Below are 15,246 nucleotides of genomic sequence, written 5' to 3'. Positions count from 1 at the left end.
TGAGTAGATTATGGCTATGACCAATGACCAGGCAAACACCACGGACGCGATGATCCGCATGACGGACGTGGAGAAGTACTTCGGCGATTTTCATGCCCTGAAGAACATCAACATCGAAATCCCCCGCGGCCAGGTGGTCGTGGTACTTGGGCCTTCCGGCTCCGGTAAATCAACCCTGTGCCGCACCATCAACCGCCTGGAGACCATCGAAGAAGGCGAAATCTTCATCGACGGCGTTCTGCTTCCAGAAGAAGGCAAGCAGTTGGCCGAACTTCGGTCTGAGGTGGGCATGGTGTTCCAGTCCTTCAACCTGTTCAGCCATCTCTCGATTCGCGACAACGTCACGCTCGCGCCGACGAAGGTGCGAAAGCTGTCCAAATCGGATGCCAACGATTTGGCCGGTGAGCTTTTGGACCGTGTCGGAATCTCTGCTCAGGCAGACAAGTACCCGGCACAACTCTCCGGTGGTCAGCAGCAGCGTGTAGCGATCGCCCGCGCCTTGGCAATGAAGCCGAAGGTCATGCTCTTCGACGAGCCGACCTCAGCTCTGGACCCGGAAATGGTCAACGAAGTCCTCGACGTGATGACCTCGCTGGCTAAGGAGGGCATGACGATGGTTGTGGTTACCCACGAAATGGGCTTCGCCCGACGTGCCGCCGACCGAATCTTGTTCATGGCAGACGGCGAAATCGTCGAGGACTCAGACCCCGAAGACTTCTTCAGCAATCCGGCGACGGATCGGGCCCGGGACTTCCTGGGCAAGATCCTCGGACACTAGGAGGTGCCGGGCATGAATACTACAACTCGAAGAAGGAGCCTGCTCGCCCGCGCGGCCGCAGTGGTGACGAGCCTCGGCCTCGTCGCTGGGCTCACCGCCTGCGGTTCATCGCAGCCGCGGAGCGTTCTCGGTGACATCCAGTCCGGAGAAGTCGTCATCGGTACCAAGTATGACCAGCCAGGTCTCGGCCTGCGCGAACCAGACAAAGCCATGTCAGGCGTAGACGTAGACGTGGCCACCTACATCGTCAATACCATCGCCGACAACAACGGTTGGGAGCATCCGGAAATCGTCTGGCGCGAGGCCCCTTCGGCACAGCGCGAGATGCTCATCCGAAACGGTGAGATGACGATGATCGTCGCGACGTACTCCATCAACCAGGGCCGTGCCAATGCGGTGAACTTCGGCGGCCCGTACTTGCTCACCCACCAGGCGCTTCTGGTCCGTGACGACGACAACTCGTTGAACACTCTCGCTGACTTGGACGGTCGCAAGCTTTGCTCGGTCACCGGATCCACTCCAGCGCAGACGATCAAGAGCGCACTGCCGAGCGTCCAGCTCCAGGAATTCGATTCCTACACGACCTGTGTCGAGGCACTTCGTCGCGGCAAGGTCGACGCCATGACGACCGACGCGACGATCCTGGCCGGATACGCAGCTCAGTACAACGGTGAATTCCGTGTCGTCGACATGGTTCAGGAGGACGGAACCTCCTTCACCGACGAGTTCTACGGAGTCGGACACACTCTCGGCGACGACGAATCCACCGAGGCGATCAACGAAGCCGTTGACCAGATGGACGACTCTGGCGAATTCGCCCGAATCATGGAGGACAACCTCGGCGAGTACGGCGAGACCGTCGAAGTTGTCCCCGCCGGCGACCTCAGTTTCCTGGAAGGCAGGTAGGAGAACACCATGAGTGAAATGTGGGCGGAACTCGCCCCTCAACTTCCCGCGGCTTTCTGGATGACGATCAAGCTGGCGCTGTACTCGGGAATCGGTTCATTGATCCTGGGAATCATCCTCACCGGCATGAGAGTTTCACCCGTCGCCGCGATGCGCCGGATTTCCTCAGTCTTCACCGAGATCATGCGAAACACCCCGCTGACGCTGGTCATCTTGTTCTGTTCGCTCGGCCTCTACATGAACATGGACGTCGCCCTAGCCAGGGACAACGAGATGTTTTCAATCAACAACAATTTCAGGCTCGCGGTGCTCGGCTTCGTCCTGTACACCTCGGCTTTCGTGTCCGAATCTCTTCGTTCGGGCATTAACACCGTCCCGTTCGGCCAGGCCGAGGCTGCTCGTTCATTAGGACTGACCTTCAGTCAGGTCTTCAGCAAGATCATCTTCCCGCAGGCCTTCCGCGGTGCCCTGATCCCTCTGGGAAATACGTTCATCGCACTGACAAAGAACACGACGGTCGCATCCGTAATTGGTGTGGCTGAAGCGTCACTTCTGATGAAGACGATGCAGGAGAACTACGCGGATCAGCTGATCCCGATCTTCTTCATCTTCGCCATGGGATTCGTCATCCTGACCCTGCCCATCGGTCTGCTCTTCGGCTGGGCCAATAACCGTCTGGCGGTGAAGCGCTAATGAGTACCCGTGCAACTGTTCTGTATGACACCCCCGGCCCCAAGGGACGACGTCTCAACCTGATCCTGTCTGTTGTCAGCATCGTGATCATCGTGGCGCTACTTGCCCTAGTGCTGACGAAGCTGGGTGCGAACGGGCACCTCGCCGCTGATATGTGGACCCCATTCTTGGAGTCCACAACCTGGACCACGTACTTGCTTCCGGGACTTTTCGGAACGATCTCAGCAGCCGTCGTCTCGATCTTGCTGGCGTTGGTCCTTGGTACTGTCCTGGGCCTCGGACGACTATCCGAAGTCACCTGGGTCCGCTGGATCTGCGGCATCATCGTGGAATTCTTCCGCGCAGTGCCAGTCCTGCTGCTGATGCTGTTCGCGTACGCGCTGTTCGGGCTCTACAACCTAGTGCCGGCGTCAATGCTGTCGTTCACCGCGGTCGTATTCGGACTGACCCTCTACAACGGCTCCGTGATTGCAGAGATCCTGCGTTCGGGAATTCTCTCACTGCCCAAGGGCCAGACTGAGGCCGCAAAGGCCCTCGGCCTGAGCCGCTCCCAGATGATGGTGAAGGTGCTGCTGCCGCAGGCGGTGGCCGCCATGCTGCCGGCGCTGATCGCGCAGATGGTCATCGCGCTGAAGGACTCGGCGCTGGGCTACATCATCGGATACGTCGAGTTCGTCCGATCCGGTATCCAGGTTGCATCCTTCTACCGCAACTACCTGCCGGCGCTGTTCGTGGTCGCCGTCATCATGATCCTGATCAACTACCTGCTGTCCAGGGCTGCGACCCGCATTGAGCAGCAGCTGCGAGCAGGGCGCCACCGCAAGAACATCGTGGCTAATGTCCCGCACCAGCCTGACCAGGGTCTGTTGACCAAGGACCAGGAAAACGTGGACAAGCTCGACCCGAACTACCACCAGATCAAGAATCCAGGTCAATAGCTAGTAGCTGACCTACTCCCCCACTGATATGGCCCGGTACCGCTCATCCAGAGCGGACCGGGCTATATCCATTGACATACCTTGAGCGAATCCCCTGCGGGCCAAAACTCCGACCACGCGACGGAGATCCTTGTCTTTGCCGGCTCGGTCCGACGGCACGTCGCGGATGCTTGATGCCTTCTTCTCAGCGAGGCTGCGCGCGACTTCTTGCTCGTCATCCTCGCTTACCTGCTCCAGAGCTTCCACTCGGAGATGGCTTGCGACACCCTTCTGCTGCAGTTCCCGGTCGAGCACGCGTCGTGATTTTCCTCGACGCACCGCTCGCTGGCGAACCCATTCTTGGGCGAAGGCGCCGTCGTTGAGGAGTTTCGCACCTTCTAAGTCATCGAGGACAGACTCGATGACCCGCGGCTCCCACTCTTCATTCTCCGCGAGTCGACCCCGCAGCTCTTCGCGAGATCTCGCGCGCTGGTCCAAAAGCCTCAGGGCCCTGGAGCGGATTGGGGCCTTCGACTCCTCAGCGGCCGAGTCGATGAGGCCGGTGCCGTCCGCATTCTCTAGTGCCTCCGCTAATGCGGCTCGGGCACGCTCGATCTTGTTAGCGTGCGGTTCCACAGGACTCACTGACGGCGGCTCCCTACTGCTCTCTACTCTTCGTCGTCATCGAACGAGTCGATGTCTGGGACCAGGTCTACCGGCTCATCGGCGCTTTCGTCCTGAGCATTGGCGTATTCACCGACGCCGAGCTTCTTCTTGATCTTGATCTCAATCTCAGTGGCGAGGTCCGGGTTCTCCTTGAGGTGAAGGCGAACCTTTTCCTTGCCCTGACCCAACTGGTCACCTTCATAGGTGAACCACGAGCCTGATTTCTTGATCAGACCATGGTCCACGCCCATGTCGATGATCGAGCCCTCACGAGAAATTCCTTCTCCGTAGAGAATGTCGAACTCCGCGATCTTGAACGGCGGCGACACCTTGTTCTTGACGACCTTGAGCTTGGTGCGGCTACCGACCGCATCCTGGCCGTCCTTCAGGGTCTGAATACGACGGATGTCGCAACGAACCGAGGCGTAGAACTTCAGAGCCTTACCACCGGTGGTTGTCTCCGGGGAGCCGAACATGACGCCGATCTTCTCACGCAGCTGGTTAATAAAGATTGCGGAGGTTCCGGTGTTCGAGAGCGCGCCGGTCATCTTACGCAGAGCCTGGCTCATCAGACGAGCCTGCAGGCCGACGTGCGAGTCACCCATTTCGCCGTCGATCTCAGCCTTCGGCGTCAGGGCCGCAACGGAGTCGATGACGATCAGGTCAATAGCACCAGAGCGGATCAGGAGGTCTGCAATTTCAAGTGCCTGCTCACCAGTATCCGGCTGCGACACCAGCAGATTGTCGGTGTCAACGCCGAGCTTGCGCGCGTATTCCGGATCAAGTGCATGCTCAGCATCGATGAACGCCGCAATGCCGCCGAGCTTCTGTGCCTCAGCGATCGCGTGCAACGCCACAGTCGTCTTACCTGAGGACTCCGGCCCGTAGACCTCGATGACACGGCCGCGGGGGAACCCGCCAATGCCGAGTGCAACATCTACAGCGATATTTCCGGTCGGGATTGCCTGGATTGGCGGACGATCATCGTCGCCGAGGCGCATGACAGCGCCCTTGCCGAAATCCTTCTCGATGTTGGCCAATGCAACATCAAGCGCCTTCAGCCGGTCAGCACCTGATCCAGCCGTTGCAGTCGCGGTCTTCTTCTTTGCCACCGTTGTTCTCCTTCAGGGCCGCTTGCCGCCCAATCGAAATTACCTGTGTGCCTGGCATCTAGTTAGACGTAACGAATGCCCTCGCGGTTCCCGGATGTTATATCCCGGGCCGGATCCGATGCCCCCACTAATACGGGCAAACCCGACACCGGCACCTTCTCCATAGACCATACCCGAACGAATATTCGAACCGCGAGTCGAAAAGGATACTTTCCAGCTAATCCGCCAGATCAGGCCCCAGCCAACGATCCTGAGGAATATCGTTGTCCCGGCACAGCGCCCACCAGACCTCGCGGACGTCATCGCCGCGATCAATGGCCTCATCTGCGGTCACGCCGAGAGTGGACAAAACATGGGTCGAAAGCAGCCACCTTCCATGGGCAGCTCCGAACTCAGACTCGACCAATCTGGAAAATTCCGCCAAACGCATGGCACCACGGTAGTCCAGACAATGCCTGAAGTACGACGCACTGTGCCCCACATGGCAATTGAACGGCGATCAAGTGAGCGCTATCCTCTTCAAGGTGCAAAAGAAAACCATCCAGGACCTCGTCCTCATCGCGGCATTTGCCGCACTTATCATCGCCTTGGGTGCGGTGGCAGTTCCGATCGGCGGTCTCGGTATCCCGATCGTCCTGCAGAACATGGGCGTCGCTCTGGCCGCCATGGTCCTCGGTGCCCGTCGCGGTACCTTCGCGGTCGTTCTCTACCTCGGAGTCGGGCTGATCGGCGTCCCGAATCTCTCCGGTTTCCGATCCACATTATCGGCGTTGGCAGGCCCGTCGATCGGCTACCTCATTGGATACATCCTTGCGGCCCTAGTCATAGGCCTGATGACGCAGCGACGCCCGCTGAAGGCCGGCGGTCAGATTGCACTGTTCATCACCGCTGGGCTCGTCGGTGTAGCAATTCAGTACCTGCTGGGCTCTGTCGGACTCGTGTACCGCGCTGACATGAACTTCATTCCCGCGCTGGTTTCCAACGGCGCATTCATTCCGGGCGACATCATCAAGGTCGTTATCGCTGCGCTGATCGCCGTCCCGGTGCTTCGCGCATTACCGGACCTGCGGCCTAGGAAGACACCCTCCAAAAAGCCGAAGCAGACCTCCACGGACGCTGCAGCTACACCGGCGTCCTAGGCTGTCTCCGTGCCAACCATCACCTTTTCTGAAGCAGTCGTTGACTATCCGAGCCGGAGGGCGCTCGGCCCTCTCAGCACCGAGTTGTCCGAGCGGCGTATTGGTGTCATCGGCCCTAATGGTGGCGGCAAATCAACATTCGTACGCCTCATCAACGGTCTTGAAGACGCCTCCTCTGGTTCGGTGACTGTTGACGACACAGATCCTTCCAAGGATGGGAAAAAGGTCCGTCGGCAAGTCGGTTTCGTCTTCTCTGACGCCGACAATCAGATCGTGATGCCCACCGTTGGCGAAGACGTGTCCTTCTCCCTACGGCAGCGGAAAGTGCCAGTTGCTCAGCGAGAGGCCAATGTTCGTTCTGCACTGGCAGCGGTCGGTCTCGACGGGCACTACGACGATTCTGCCCACACTCTCTCCGGTGGCCAGAAACAGCTACTCGCTCTGACCTCGGTTCTGGTCCTAGAACCTGAACTGATCATCGCCGATGAGCCAACGACACTCCTCGATCTCCGCAACCGCAGGAAGCTGCGAGCAGTGTTCGAGGGACTATCGCAACAACTGATCGTCGTCACCCACGATCTCGACATCCTGACGGGCTTCGACCGAGTGATCTGCATCGAAAATGGTCAGATAGTCGACGACGGTGACCCCGATGAGGTCGTCAGACGATACCTCGTACGGATGGAACCCTGACATGCCACGGCAGCTACCGATTCCACTGTCCGTCTACGTTCCGTCAGGTTCGGTGATTCACCGGATTCCGTCAGGGATCAAACTGGTGACACTCATCGCGTTCGTCCTCGGAGTGACCATTTTCGCCCGCACGCCCCTCGCCGCCGGCGTCGCGCTCGCAGTTGCGTCACTCGGCTACTTCATCGCTCAAATACCCGTCAGAACCGCGCTGTGGCAGATGTTCGGCGCCGTCCCGCTGCTCTTGTTCCTGGCGATCTTCCAGGGTTTCTCAGTCAGCTGGAGCAGAGCCGCGGTGTTGTTCATGACGCTACTGGCGTGTGTGGTCGCCGCGACACTGCTGACGCTGACGACGAGAGTTACCGACCTGATGGACACACTCGATCGGGCGATGGCCCCGCTGGCTCGGTTTGGTGTCCCAGTCGAGACTATTTCCCTCGCCGTCTCACTCACCCTCCGCATGATCCCTCTGCAGGTCCAGTCAGTACGGGAAGTGTTAGACGCCCGCCGAGCACGAGGAGCCAAGGGTTCTGTCGCAACCTTCGGGGTTCCGCTCATTATCCGAACTGTCCGCAGGTCCCGCGCAACCTCAGATGCACTACTCGCGCGAGGAGTCGGGGATTCGTGAGGTTGGGAACGTCGTAAAGCAAAAAACGCCGTACCCAATGGGTACGGCGGAATAAGTCGCGGTGTTACTCTCCGCGCAGCTCCCGCAGACGAGCCTCGACGGCCGGATCAGCAGAACCGGAGTTCCCCTGCTCCACAGCCTTCTGCTGTCCGCCCTCGATAGCGTTTCCGCCGCCCATCTCAGCGCGGATCTGCTCCAGACGGGAATGACCGGCAAGCTGCACCGACGCCTGCTCGACCTCCGCCATACGCCCCTGAACGGAGTCCTGAGCCAGTTCAGCCTGACCCAGGGCATTCGCGTAACGACGCTCAATCTTCTCCCGGACCTGATCCAAGTTCGGGGAGCTTCCGCTAGACAGCGCATTCATCGACTGCAGGGACTCGGAGACCTTCTCCTGCATCTTTGCCTGCTCCAGCTGCGAGAGCAGCTTGGTGCGCTCTGCCACCTTCTGCTGCAGTGCCATGGAGTTACGCTCAACTGCCTTCTTGGCCTGTGCGGCCTGCTGCAGCGACTGATCATGCAGACCCTTGAGGTCCTCCACCGACTGCTCGGCGGTTACTAGCTGAGCGGCGAACGCCTCAGCAGCGTTGTCGTACTCAGTGGCCTTACCCAGGTCGCCCTCCGCACGAGCCTTATCGGCGAGCTGAATTGCCTGGCGAGTGTTGCCCTGCAACTTCTCAATCTCCGCCAGCTGGCGGTTGAGGCGCATCTCGAGCTGGCGTTGGTTACCGATGACGGACGCAGCCTGCTGCGACAGCTCCTGATGCTGGCGTTGAGCATCCTCGATCGCCTGCTGGATCTGGACCTTGGGATCGGCGTTTTCCTCGATCTTCGAGTCGAACAATGCCATCAAGTAGTTCCAGGCTTTGGAGAAGGGATTGGCCATGACTGCTAGGTGCCTTCCTCAGGAGGGTTATTGGGTGCTCGGCGAATAGCCGGTGACGGGGCGTGCCCGCCGAATCACGATACCCGCATTGTAGCGGCTGCGGTGCGAACCTAGACGTTTGCCATCTCTGCACGGGTGGAGTCGTGTTCCATCGACGCCATCTCAGGGCGAACTGCGTGCAACGCCATTGCTGCCGCTGCCTCCATGAGGACATCAGCGACCGACAGACCTAAGCCACCACACACTGATGCCAGGAGTTCGGAAGACACTTCTTTACGTCCGCGTTCCAGCTCGGAGAGATACCCCGGGCTGACGGAGGCTACCTGCGACAACTCACGGAGGGTAAGTCCGTTCCGGTTGCGGACATCACGCAGGGCTCCACCCAGGGCCTCGCGCAACAGGGGCTCTCGCCCCTGCGGAACGGCGGGGACCTGGATTTCTCGAGAGGTCACGGTGGACGGTGCGTAATTCATCATCAGTTCACATAACGGACAGAGCGGGTTATTTGTTCCCGCTAGTTTGATCCGAAGCGCATATCGGTCGAGGCTTACGCCCTTCAGAATGACTGCCGATGCTACCAGAGCAACACTTGTCAGGAGCGAAGAAAACCGCCTATTAACAGTCAGTGTCCACGGATCGAGTTCAAAAGACCCGAAATGGCTCGGGCCACGGACTCTCCCCTGATCTGTTTGCGGGAAAATTCAGGCGGCAGGTCGAGGTTGGATGTCGCCACGGAGCCGTGTGGGCCCGCGAGTCCGAGCCAGACTTCCCCCACCGGATGCCCGGCCTGCGGTGTCGGACCAGCGACTCCAGTCAGCGAGACTCCCCAGTCAGCACCGCATCTGATTTGGGCGCCGAGCGCCATTTGCGCTGCGGTGGCCGATGAAACCGGACCATATTCCTCGAGCACCGATTCATCGACGCCGGCCAGCGATGCCTTCAGGTCGGTGGCGTAGACCACTAGCCCACCACGCAGAACAGCAGACGCTCCCGGGACATCCGCGATGGTCGCGGCGAGCAATCCTGCAGTTAACGACTCAGCCGTCGCGACCGTCTGAGCCTGGGAAGTCAACACCTGGACCAGATCGGCGGCAGACACAATCAGTTGTGCTTCTTCGAATCGAGCAGGTACTGGATTCCGGTCCACACCGTCACGGCAACGGCCGCGATCATTACGATCCATGCCGGGTACATGATCCACTCAATCGAGTCGACGACATTGAAGGGAATGATGAAGAGTGCGACAGCAGCGGTCTGCAGGACCGTCTTGAGCTTACCTCCCTTAGAGGCCGGCACCACCTTGCCTCCGCGCAACAGAACCATGCGCCACACGGTGATACCCAGTTCACGCACAACGATGATCGCGGTAATCCACCACGGCAGAACACCGATGATATTCAATCCGACCAGCGCACCGATCATCAGGAACTTATCGGCGATGGGATCGGCGATCTTTCCGAAATCGGTGATGAGGTTTCTGCTGCGGGCGATCTGTCCGTCGAGGCGGTCAGTCGCCATCAGAATCAGGAATGCGGCCAATGCCCACCAGCGCCAGCCGGCGTCATCACCGCCATCCTTCAGCAACAGCCACAGGAACACCGGAACCGCGATGATCCTGAGCACGGTCAGGAAATTGGGGAGGTTCCACGGCGACGGCTGATCTGCCGGTGCCGGAACCTGCGGGGATGGCTGGGTACTGTCGCTCACTTTCCCTACAATACCCCCCACCCGCCGCCGTCAGGTCATGAACCTTCAGGTCGATCTTCAGGTCGGTCGACGGTGACGCCACCGTCGCCTTCTGGTGCGGCTCCAGCCTTGTGGGCGGACGACACGGAATCATTAACGTCCTCATGCTCCGGATCGCCGATCCAGGTCCTCGGTCCAACTGCGCCGTGGGCGCGGTCACGGGAGTGCTTCCACATGGAGGCCAGGACCGTGATGACGATGACAAGGACGATGAAGATAAGGGAGGTCCACGTTCCGACCTCTGGCACCGTGACATCTTCGCCGTTGTTGATGAACGGCAGGTTGTTCTCGTGCAGAGCGTGCAGGATCAGCTTCACACCGATGAAGCCAAGGATGAGTCCGAGGCCGTATGGCAGGTACACCAGGCGGTCGAGCAGGCCGTCCAGCAGGAAGTACATCTGGCGCAGGCCCATCAGGGCAAGCGCATTGGCCGTGAACACGATGTACGGCTCATTCGTCAGACCGTAGATAGCCGGAATCGAGTCGAACGCGAACATGATGTCGATGAAACCGATTGCTACCAGGGCCACAGCCATCGGTGTGAAGAACCGCTTGCCGTTGATGCGGGTGGTCATCTTGTCCCGGTCGTACTTGTCGGTCATCGGGATCACCTTGCGGGTCCACTTGATGACCGCCATGTCGGACGGATCGGTTTCCGGCTTGTCAGAGGCTTCATCCCAGATCGTCTTGATTGCGGTGTACAGCAGGAACAATCCGAAAAGGTAGAACACGTCGGACCAGCGTTCAATGACAGCAGCACCGGCAAGAATGAAGATGGTACGGAATACCAGTGCCATCGCGATACCGAAAAGCAGAACCTTCTGCTGGTACTTGCGCGGGATCTGGAACGCTCCGATGATCAGCGCGAAGACGAATAGATTATCAACGCTCAATGCTTTTTCGGTTACGTAACCGGACAGGAACTCGACTCCGCGCTGGTGGTCCCAGAACAACCAAATAAATCCACCGAAGAGCATGGCGAGGACGACGTAGAAAATCGTCCACCCGCCGGACTCCTTCAGTGAGGGCTCGTGGGGAGTTTTGACGTGAGTATAGAAATCGAAGGTGAAGAAGCCGATGACCACGATGATGGTGACGGCCCATACCCAAAAGGGAACATCCATGTGTAGTTGTCCTCCGGACAGGATCGTTGACGAGCGAATCTGAACCGGAGGTCTCTCCCGCCACCGACGCCTGGGTCAAGCGTCCTGGTCACGGGGCCGGGGTGTCCTCACACCCGTGCTGACGACCACCGTCGCGGTATTTCCGGGGATACTCCCCTCCACAGAAAAACCACTCTACACATTCAGGAAGCTGACTGCGACAGCTAGAATGCTCCGTTATTTGGCTCAGCGTCAACCAACTCGGGCTCGTCTTCCTTCGGTGCGTCGGCAGGGTTGGCACCCTTGATCATCCACTTGATCGTCTCGAGTTCCTCTGGCTTCACCAGCACATCGCGTGCCTTTGATCCTTCGGAGGGGCCAACCACTCCCCTAGTTTCCATGAGATCCATCAAACGACCAGCCTTGGCGAATCCAATGCGGAGCTTTCGCTGGAGCATCGAAGTCGAACCGAATTGCGCGGTAACGACAAGTTCAACAGCCTGAAGCAGGTCTTCGAGGTCGTCTCCGATGTCCTCGTCGATGTTCTTCTTCGCTTCAGCGGCCTTGTCTTCGGTGACGCCGTCGGTGTACTCCGGCTCTCCCTGCTCCTTGCAGGCATCCACCACGTCCTGGACTTCTTCGTCGGTAACGAATGCGCCCTGAATACGCTTTGGCTTTCCAGCGCCCTGAGGAATGAACAACGCGTCGCCCATACCAATGAGCTTCTCGGCGCCACCCTGGTCAAGGATGACTCGGGAGTCAGTCAGTGACGAAGTAGCGAACGCAAGACGCGACGGAACGTTGGTCTTGATCAAGCCGGTGACCACATCGACGGACGGACGCTGGGTCGCCAGTACCAGGTGGATACCTGCGGCACGCGCCTTCTGAGTAATGCGGACGATGGCGTCCTCAATATCCTTCGGGGCAGTCATCATCAGGTCAGCAAGCTCGTCGACGATGCAGACGATGTACGGATACTTCCGATACTCCCTCTCCGAGCCAAGCGGGGCCTGAAGTTCACCGGTCTCGATCTTCCGATTGAAGTCCTTAATGTGCCGCACTCGGGCGGACTTCATGTCGAGGTATCGCTGCTCCATCTCCTCCACGAGCCACTGCAGTGCGGCTGCAGCCTTCTTCGGCTGAGTGATGATCGGAGTGATCAAGTGCGGGATTCCCTCGTACGGCGTCAATTCCACCATCTTCGGGTCGACGAGGATCAGCCGAACATCCTCAGGGGTTGCTCGGGTCAGGATCGACACGAGCATCGAGTTCACGAACGCCGACTTACCGGAGCCAGTCGAACCTGCCACCAACAAGTGCGGCATCTTCTGCACCGAGTGGGAAACGAATTCGCCTTCGATATCTTTACCGAAACCGATGAGCATCGGGTCGGGGTTCTCATACGTGGCAGGAGCCTCCAGCACATCGGCCAAACGCACCACTTCACGGTCCTCGTTGGGAACCTCGATGCCGACGGCGGATTTGCCAGGAATCGGGGTCAGCAGACGGACGTTATCGGTAGCTACTGCGTAGGCAATATCGGACTGCAGGTTCGTCACCTTCGAGACCTTCACACCTGGGCCGAGCTCCACCTCGTACCGGGTCACCGTCGGTCCACGGGAGAATCCAGTGACCTCGGCGTCGACCTTGAACTCACGGAATACAGCGGTGATCGACTCGATCATCCGGTCATTGGTCGCAGTACGAGTCTTCGGTGGGTCACCTGCGATAAGCAAATTGGTCGAGGGAATGCGGTAGTCACTCTCCGGACGAATCTGCTTAGTCTTCTTCACCTCTGGCTTCGGCTCCGGAACCGTTGCAGGCACGGCACTCGGATCAACACCGGACCGGGCCAGAATGGCCTCCTTTTGCCGCTGCGCAGCTGCATCGACGGCGTCAGGAGCCGGCGCCTCAGTCGGTGCTTCTTCCGGCTCCTCGTCCCATTGCTCGTCGTAAAGTTCTTCGGGCTCGTCGAAATCGAGCTCCGGCTCCGGTTGCGGTGCCAGTGGTTGCGGTCGCGACCGACTCACCGGCGCGGGGATCACACGCGTTTGCTTCTCGACGTTCTCGTCCCCCAAATCCTCGTACAGCGAGCTATCGACGTGGGAGGCTGTATCGATGACCTCTGTGCGTTGAACGTCTGGCTCCTCGACGGGGTAATTCTCCATCGGGGTGGGGCGACGGCGTGCCGTCTCAGTCGGCTGGTCCACCAACTCGTGCAGATCATCGCCGGAGACTTGACGGGCACGACGGCGACGCTGGCGAGGACGGGGCTTGGGCTCCTCCAGAGGCGGCTCAGAGCCCTCAGAGTCGGCGTCAGCCTGTTGCTCGAGCATGGTGTCGACACCTGCGTAGGGGTCATCGGAATCGTCATAGTCGTCGTAATCGTCGTGACGCAGGCCAACTCCGAGGTAGTCACGAAGAACATCGATCAACTGCCGAACGCTCGTTCCGGAGAACACCAGCGCACCATAGAAGATGAAGCCCAAGAGAAGGATGATGGCCAAAGGTGCCGAGAATCCCGCCGCTAGGGGTTGCCCGACCCATGCTCCGACCGCACCTCCGGCTGCACGCCGGCCTTCCCAGCTTGCGGGCAGACCGGATCCGATGTGCACCACCGAAAGCAGTCCGACCGCGATGATTACACCGCCTCCGGCAACCGCACCAGTCCTAGAGCGAGGCGGCATCCGGTGCAGCATCATCATGACTGCGGCGATGATGAGGAGGACGGGCACCACAAGCGTCCCAAGACCGACGACTGTTGCCCAGGCCGTCTCGAGTCCATGGCCGATGGGCCCGCCAAGGTTTAGCCACGAGGTGCACACCAACACGATGGCAACGGCCAACAGCAGAAGAGCCAGACCATCGTGTGAACGGCAATCTTCCCCATTTGGGTCTAGCCTGTCGTCTTGACTGTCTCCGGCCGGACCGGACGCTGCAGCAAACTCGTCTTCATCACGGAATTCATCCGGAGTCTGGCGGGCGACCTTGCGGGTCAGACCTGCGATGCCTCCGGCAACCTGCCCCCAGGCAGAGCGGAAGCCGGAGCCAACAGCACGAAAGGCACTGCCAGTGCGCTCGAACTCATCGGTGTCATAGGCCCGGGTAGCCGGGGCCTGCCGAGTTGAGCGCTCGGGACCACCTGAGGCGCCACTCCCCCGCTGGGGAGTGGCGCGTGAATCCTTGTTCCGGGATCGACTCGTGGCAGACATGTCCACGAGGATAGCTGGTTTCCGCCACTTTGTTCACATCAGTCACATGCGGCGCGTCTTACCTACCCATAACGTGACGCTCAGGAACTAGAGTCCTCCGCGAACGACTCCTGAGGCATCTCCATCAATCTCAACCTCGACCGCGTCACGTCCAAAGACCCACAGCAGAAGCTCGCCCATCTCTCCGCGGACTGTGACCGTCGGGAGGCTTCCGTTGCGTTTCACTGGGCGGGTCCGGGACCCGCTCGGGTGCTCCAAGACGATCGAACACTTCGACTTGCGCAACAGCGGGCGCGATACCTTGCGCAGCAGCCGCCACAGTTCCCAGGTCTCCTCCGGAGCCAAGTCACGGGGCTTCCATCCTGGAACTCCTCGGCGGACATCCTCGTGGTGGACGAAGTTCTCACCCAGGTTCACCGAACGATCGAGCCATGCCAGCGGGTGCCACGGGCGCGGTCCGCGGGCCCAGATCCGAACGATGTCCTCGAAGGAACTAGTCTCCACGCGGCGCGTGACCATGTCCGTGTGCCCCTTAAAGAGACGGACAAACATGCCGGGGACCGCATCCAGACGGTGTTCGCGCAGCATCAGGTGCACGGCAAGGTCACGGGTGTCCCAGCCGCCACAGAGAGTCGGCTGGTCCGGTCCAACCTCAAAGAAGAGGTCTGCGAGCGCGATACGTTCCTGGCGTGAATAGTTCATGCCGTAACTCTAGACACATCGCCGGGAGGATGATCACCCGGAGGTGCCATAGGCATGCAAAAGGGGCA

17 protein-coding genes are annotated in these 15,246 nt (G+C 59.6%); 7 read left to right on the top strand and 10 right to left on the bottom strand.

Going from position 1 to position 15,246, the window contains the following annotated elements:
- The first annotated feature begins 49 nt into the window (after positions 1 to 49).
- The 4 genes from gluA to YWU_RS0107760 are packed head-to-tail and all read left to right on the top strand — an operon-like array spanning position 50 to position 3,315.
- Positions 50 to 778: a glutamate ABC transporter ATP-binding protein GluA gene (gene gluA / locus YWU_RS0107775; protein ID WP_027020035.1), complete on the top strand. Its 729-nt coding sequence runs from the start codon at positions 50 to 52 to the stop codon at positions 776 to 778.
- Positions 779 to 790: 12 nt separating this feature from the next.
- Positions 791 to 1,684 (top strand): glutamate ABC transporter substrate-binding protein, encoded by an 894-nt coding sequence (locus YWU_RS0107770; protein WP_027020034.1) that lies wholly within the window; start codon positions 791 to 793, stop codon positions 1,682 to 1,684.
- A gap of 9 nt (positions 1,685 to 1,693) precedes the next feature.
- Positions 1,694 to 2,377, top strand: coding sequence for an amino acid ABC transporter permease (locus YWU_RS0107765; protein ID WP_027020033.1), 684 nt, complete (start codon positions 1,694 to 1,696; stop codon positions 2,375 to 2,377).
- Positions 2,377 to 3,315 carry an amino acid ABC transporter permease gene (locus YWU_RS0107760; protein ID WP_027020032.1) on the top strand — a complete coding sequence of 313 codons (939 nt, stop codon included), beginning with the start codon at positions 2,377 to 2,379 and terminating at the stop codon, positions 3,313 to 3,315. Before YWU_RS0107765 ends, YWU_RS0107760 begins: the two co-directional genes overlap by 1 nt.
- Before the next feature lie 12 nt (positions 3,316 to 3,327).
- Here the strand turns inward: YWU_RS0107760 and YWU_RS0107755 are convergent, their stop codons facing one another.
- From YWU_RS0107755 to YWU_RS0107745, 3 genes are all read right to left on the bottom strand, one after another.
- On the bottom strand, positions 3,328 to 3,930 hold the full coding sequence (locus YWU_RS0107755; RefSeq protein ID WP_027020031.1) for a regulatory protein RecX: 603 nt from the start codon (positions 3,928 to 3,930) through the stop codon (positions 3,328 to 3,330).
- Between the two features lie 32 nt (positions 3,931 to 3,962).
- Positions 3,963 to 5,072: a recombinase RecA gene (gene recA / locus YWU_RS0107750; protein ID WP_027020030.1), complete on the bottom strand. Its 1,110-nt coding sequence runs from the start codon at positions 5,070 to 5,072 to the stop codon at positions 3,963 to 3,965.
- 217 nt (positions 5,073 to 5,289) lie between these two features.
- Positions 5,290 to 5,502 carry a DUF3046 domain-containing protein gene (locus tag YWU_RS0107745; protein WP_027020029.1) on the bottom strand — a complete coding sequence of 71 codons (213 nt, stop codon included), beginning with the start codon at positions 5,500 to 5,502 and terminating at the stop codon, positions 5,290 to 5,292.
- A gap of 94 nt (positions 5,503 to 5,596) precedes the next feature.
- Here YWU_RS0107745 and YWU_RS0107740 point away from each other — a divergent pair, with 94 nt between their 5' ends.
- The 3 genes from YWU_RS0107740 to YWU_RS0107730 are packed head-to-tail and all read left to right on the top strand — an operon-like array spanning position 5,597 to position 7,529.
- Positions 5,597 to 6,211, top strand: a complete 615-nt coding sequence (locus YWU_RS0107740) for a biotin transporter BioY (RefSeq protein WP_027020028.1) — start codon at positions 5,597 to 5,599, stop codon at positions 6,209 to 6,211.
- 9 nt (positions 6,212 to 6,220) lie between these two features.
- Positions 6,221 to 6,904: an energy-coupling factor ABC transporter ATP-binding protein gene (locus YWU_RS0107735; protein WP_027020027.1), complete on the top strand. Its 684-nt coding sequence runs from the start codon at positions 6,221 to 6,223 to the stop codon at positions 6,902 to 6,904.
- Position 6,905: 1 nt separating this feature from the next.
- Complete coding sequence (locus tag YWU_RS0107730) at positions 6,906 to 7,529, top strand: energy-coupling factor transporter transmembrane component T family protein (protein WP_027020026.1); 624 nt, start codon at positions 6,906 to 6,908, stop codon at positions 7,527 to 7,529.
- Positions 7,530 to 7,593: 64 nt separating this feature from the next.
- Here YWU_RS0107730 and YWU_RS0107725 read toward each other — a convergent pair whose 3' ends face one another.
- The 7 genes from YWU_RS0107725 to YWU_RS0107695 all read right to left on the bottom strand — a co-directional run bounded on the left by YWU_RS0107725 (position 7,594) and on the right by YWU_RS0107695 (position 15,178).
- Complete coding sequence (locus YWU_RS0107725) at positions 7,594 to 8,415, bottom strand: PspA/IM30 family protein (protein ID WP_027020025.1); 822 nt, start codon at positions 8,413 to 8,415, stop codon at positions 7,594 to 7,596.
- A gap of 110 nt (positions 8,416 to 8,525) precedes the next feature.
- Complete coding sequence (locus tag YWU_RS15820; protein WP_084141950.1) at positions 8,526 to 8,891, bottom strand: helix-turn-helix domain-containing protein; 366 nt, start codon at positions 8,889 to 8,891, stop codon at positions 8,526 to 8,528.
- A 146-nt stretch (positions 8,892 to 9,037) separates the two neighbouring features.
- A complete protein-coding gene (locus YWU_RS0107715; protein WP_420805299.1) occupies positions 9,038 to 9,514 on the bottom strand; it encodes a CinA family protein in 477 nt (158 codons plus the stop codon).
- 2 nt (positions 9,515 to 9,516) lie between these two features.
- Complete coding sequence (gene pgsA, locus YWU_RS0107710; protein WP_027020023.1) at positions 9,517 to 10,143, bottom strand: CDP-diacylglycerol--glycerol-3-phosphate 3-phosphatidyltransferase; 627 nt, start codon at positions 10,141 to 10,143, stop codon at positions 9,517 to 9,519.
- 14 nt (positions 10,144 to 10,157) lie between these two features.
- The gene (locus YWU_RS15815; RefSeq protein ID WP_084141948.1) at positions 10,158 to 11,285 is read right to left on the bottom strand and encodes a TerC family protein; all 1,128 of its coding nucleotides are present in this window, start codon (positions 11,283 to 11,285) and stop codon (positions 10,158 to 10,160) included.
- A 203-nt stretch (positions 11,286 to 11,488) separates the two neighbouring features.
- A complete protein-coding gene (locus YWU_RS15810) occupies positions 11,489 to 14,476 on the bottom strand; it encodes an FtsK/SpoIIIE family DNA translocase (RefSeq protein ID WP_034647482.1) in 2,988 nt (995 codons plus the stop codon).
- Positions 14,477 to 14,563: 87 nt separating this feature from the next.
- Positions 14,564 to 15,178 carry a TIGR03085 family metal-binding protein gene (locus YWU_RS0107695; protein ID WP_027020022.1) on the bottom strand — a complete coding sequence of 205 codons (615 nt, stop codon included), beginning with the start codon at positions 15,176 to 15,178 and terminating at the stop codon, positions 14,564 to 14,566.
- Positions 15,179 to 15,246: the final 68 nt, after the last annotated feature.

Origin of the sequence: Corynebacterium sputi DSM 45148 (genome assembly GCF_000427865.1) — a bacterium.
GTDB lineage: Bacteria > Actinomycetota > Actinomycetes > Mycobacteriales > Mycobacteriaceae > Corynebacterium > Corynebacterium sputi.
This window is presented reverse-complemented; position numbering and strand designations above follow the sequence as displayed.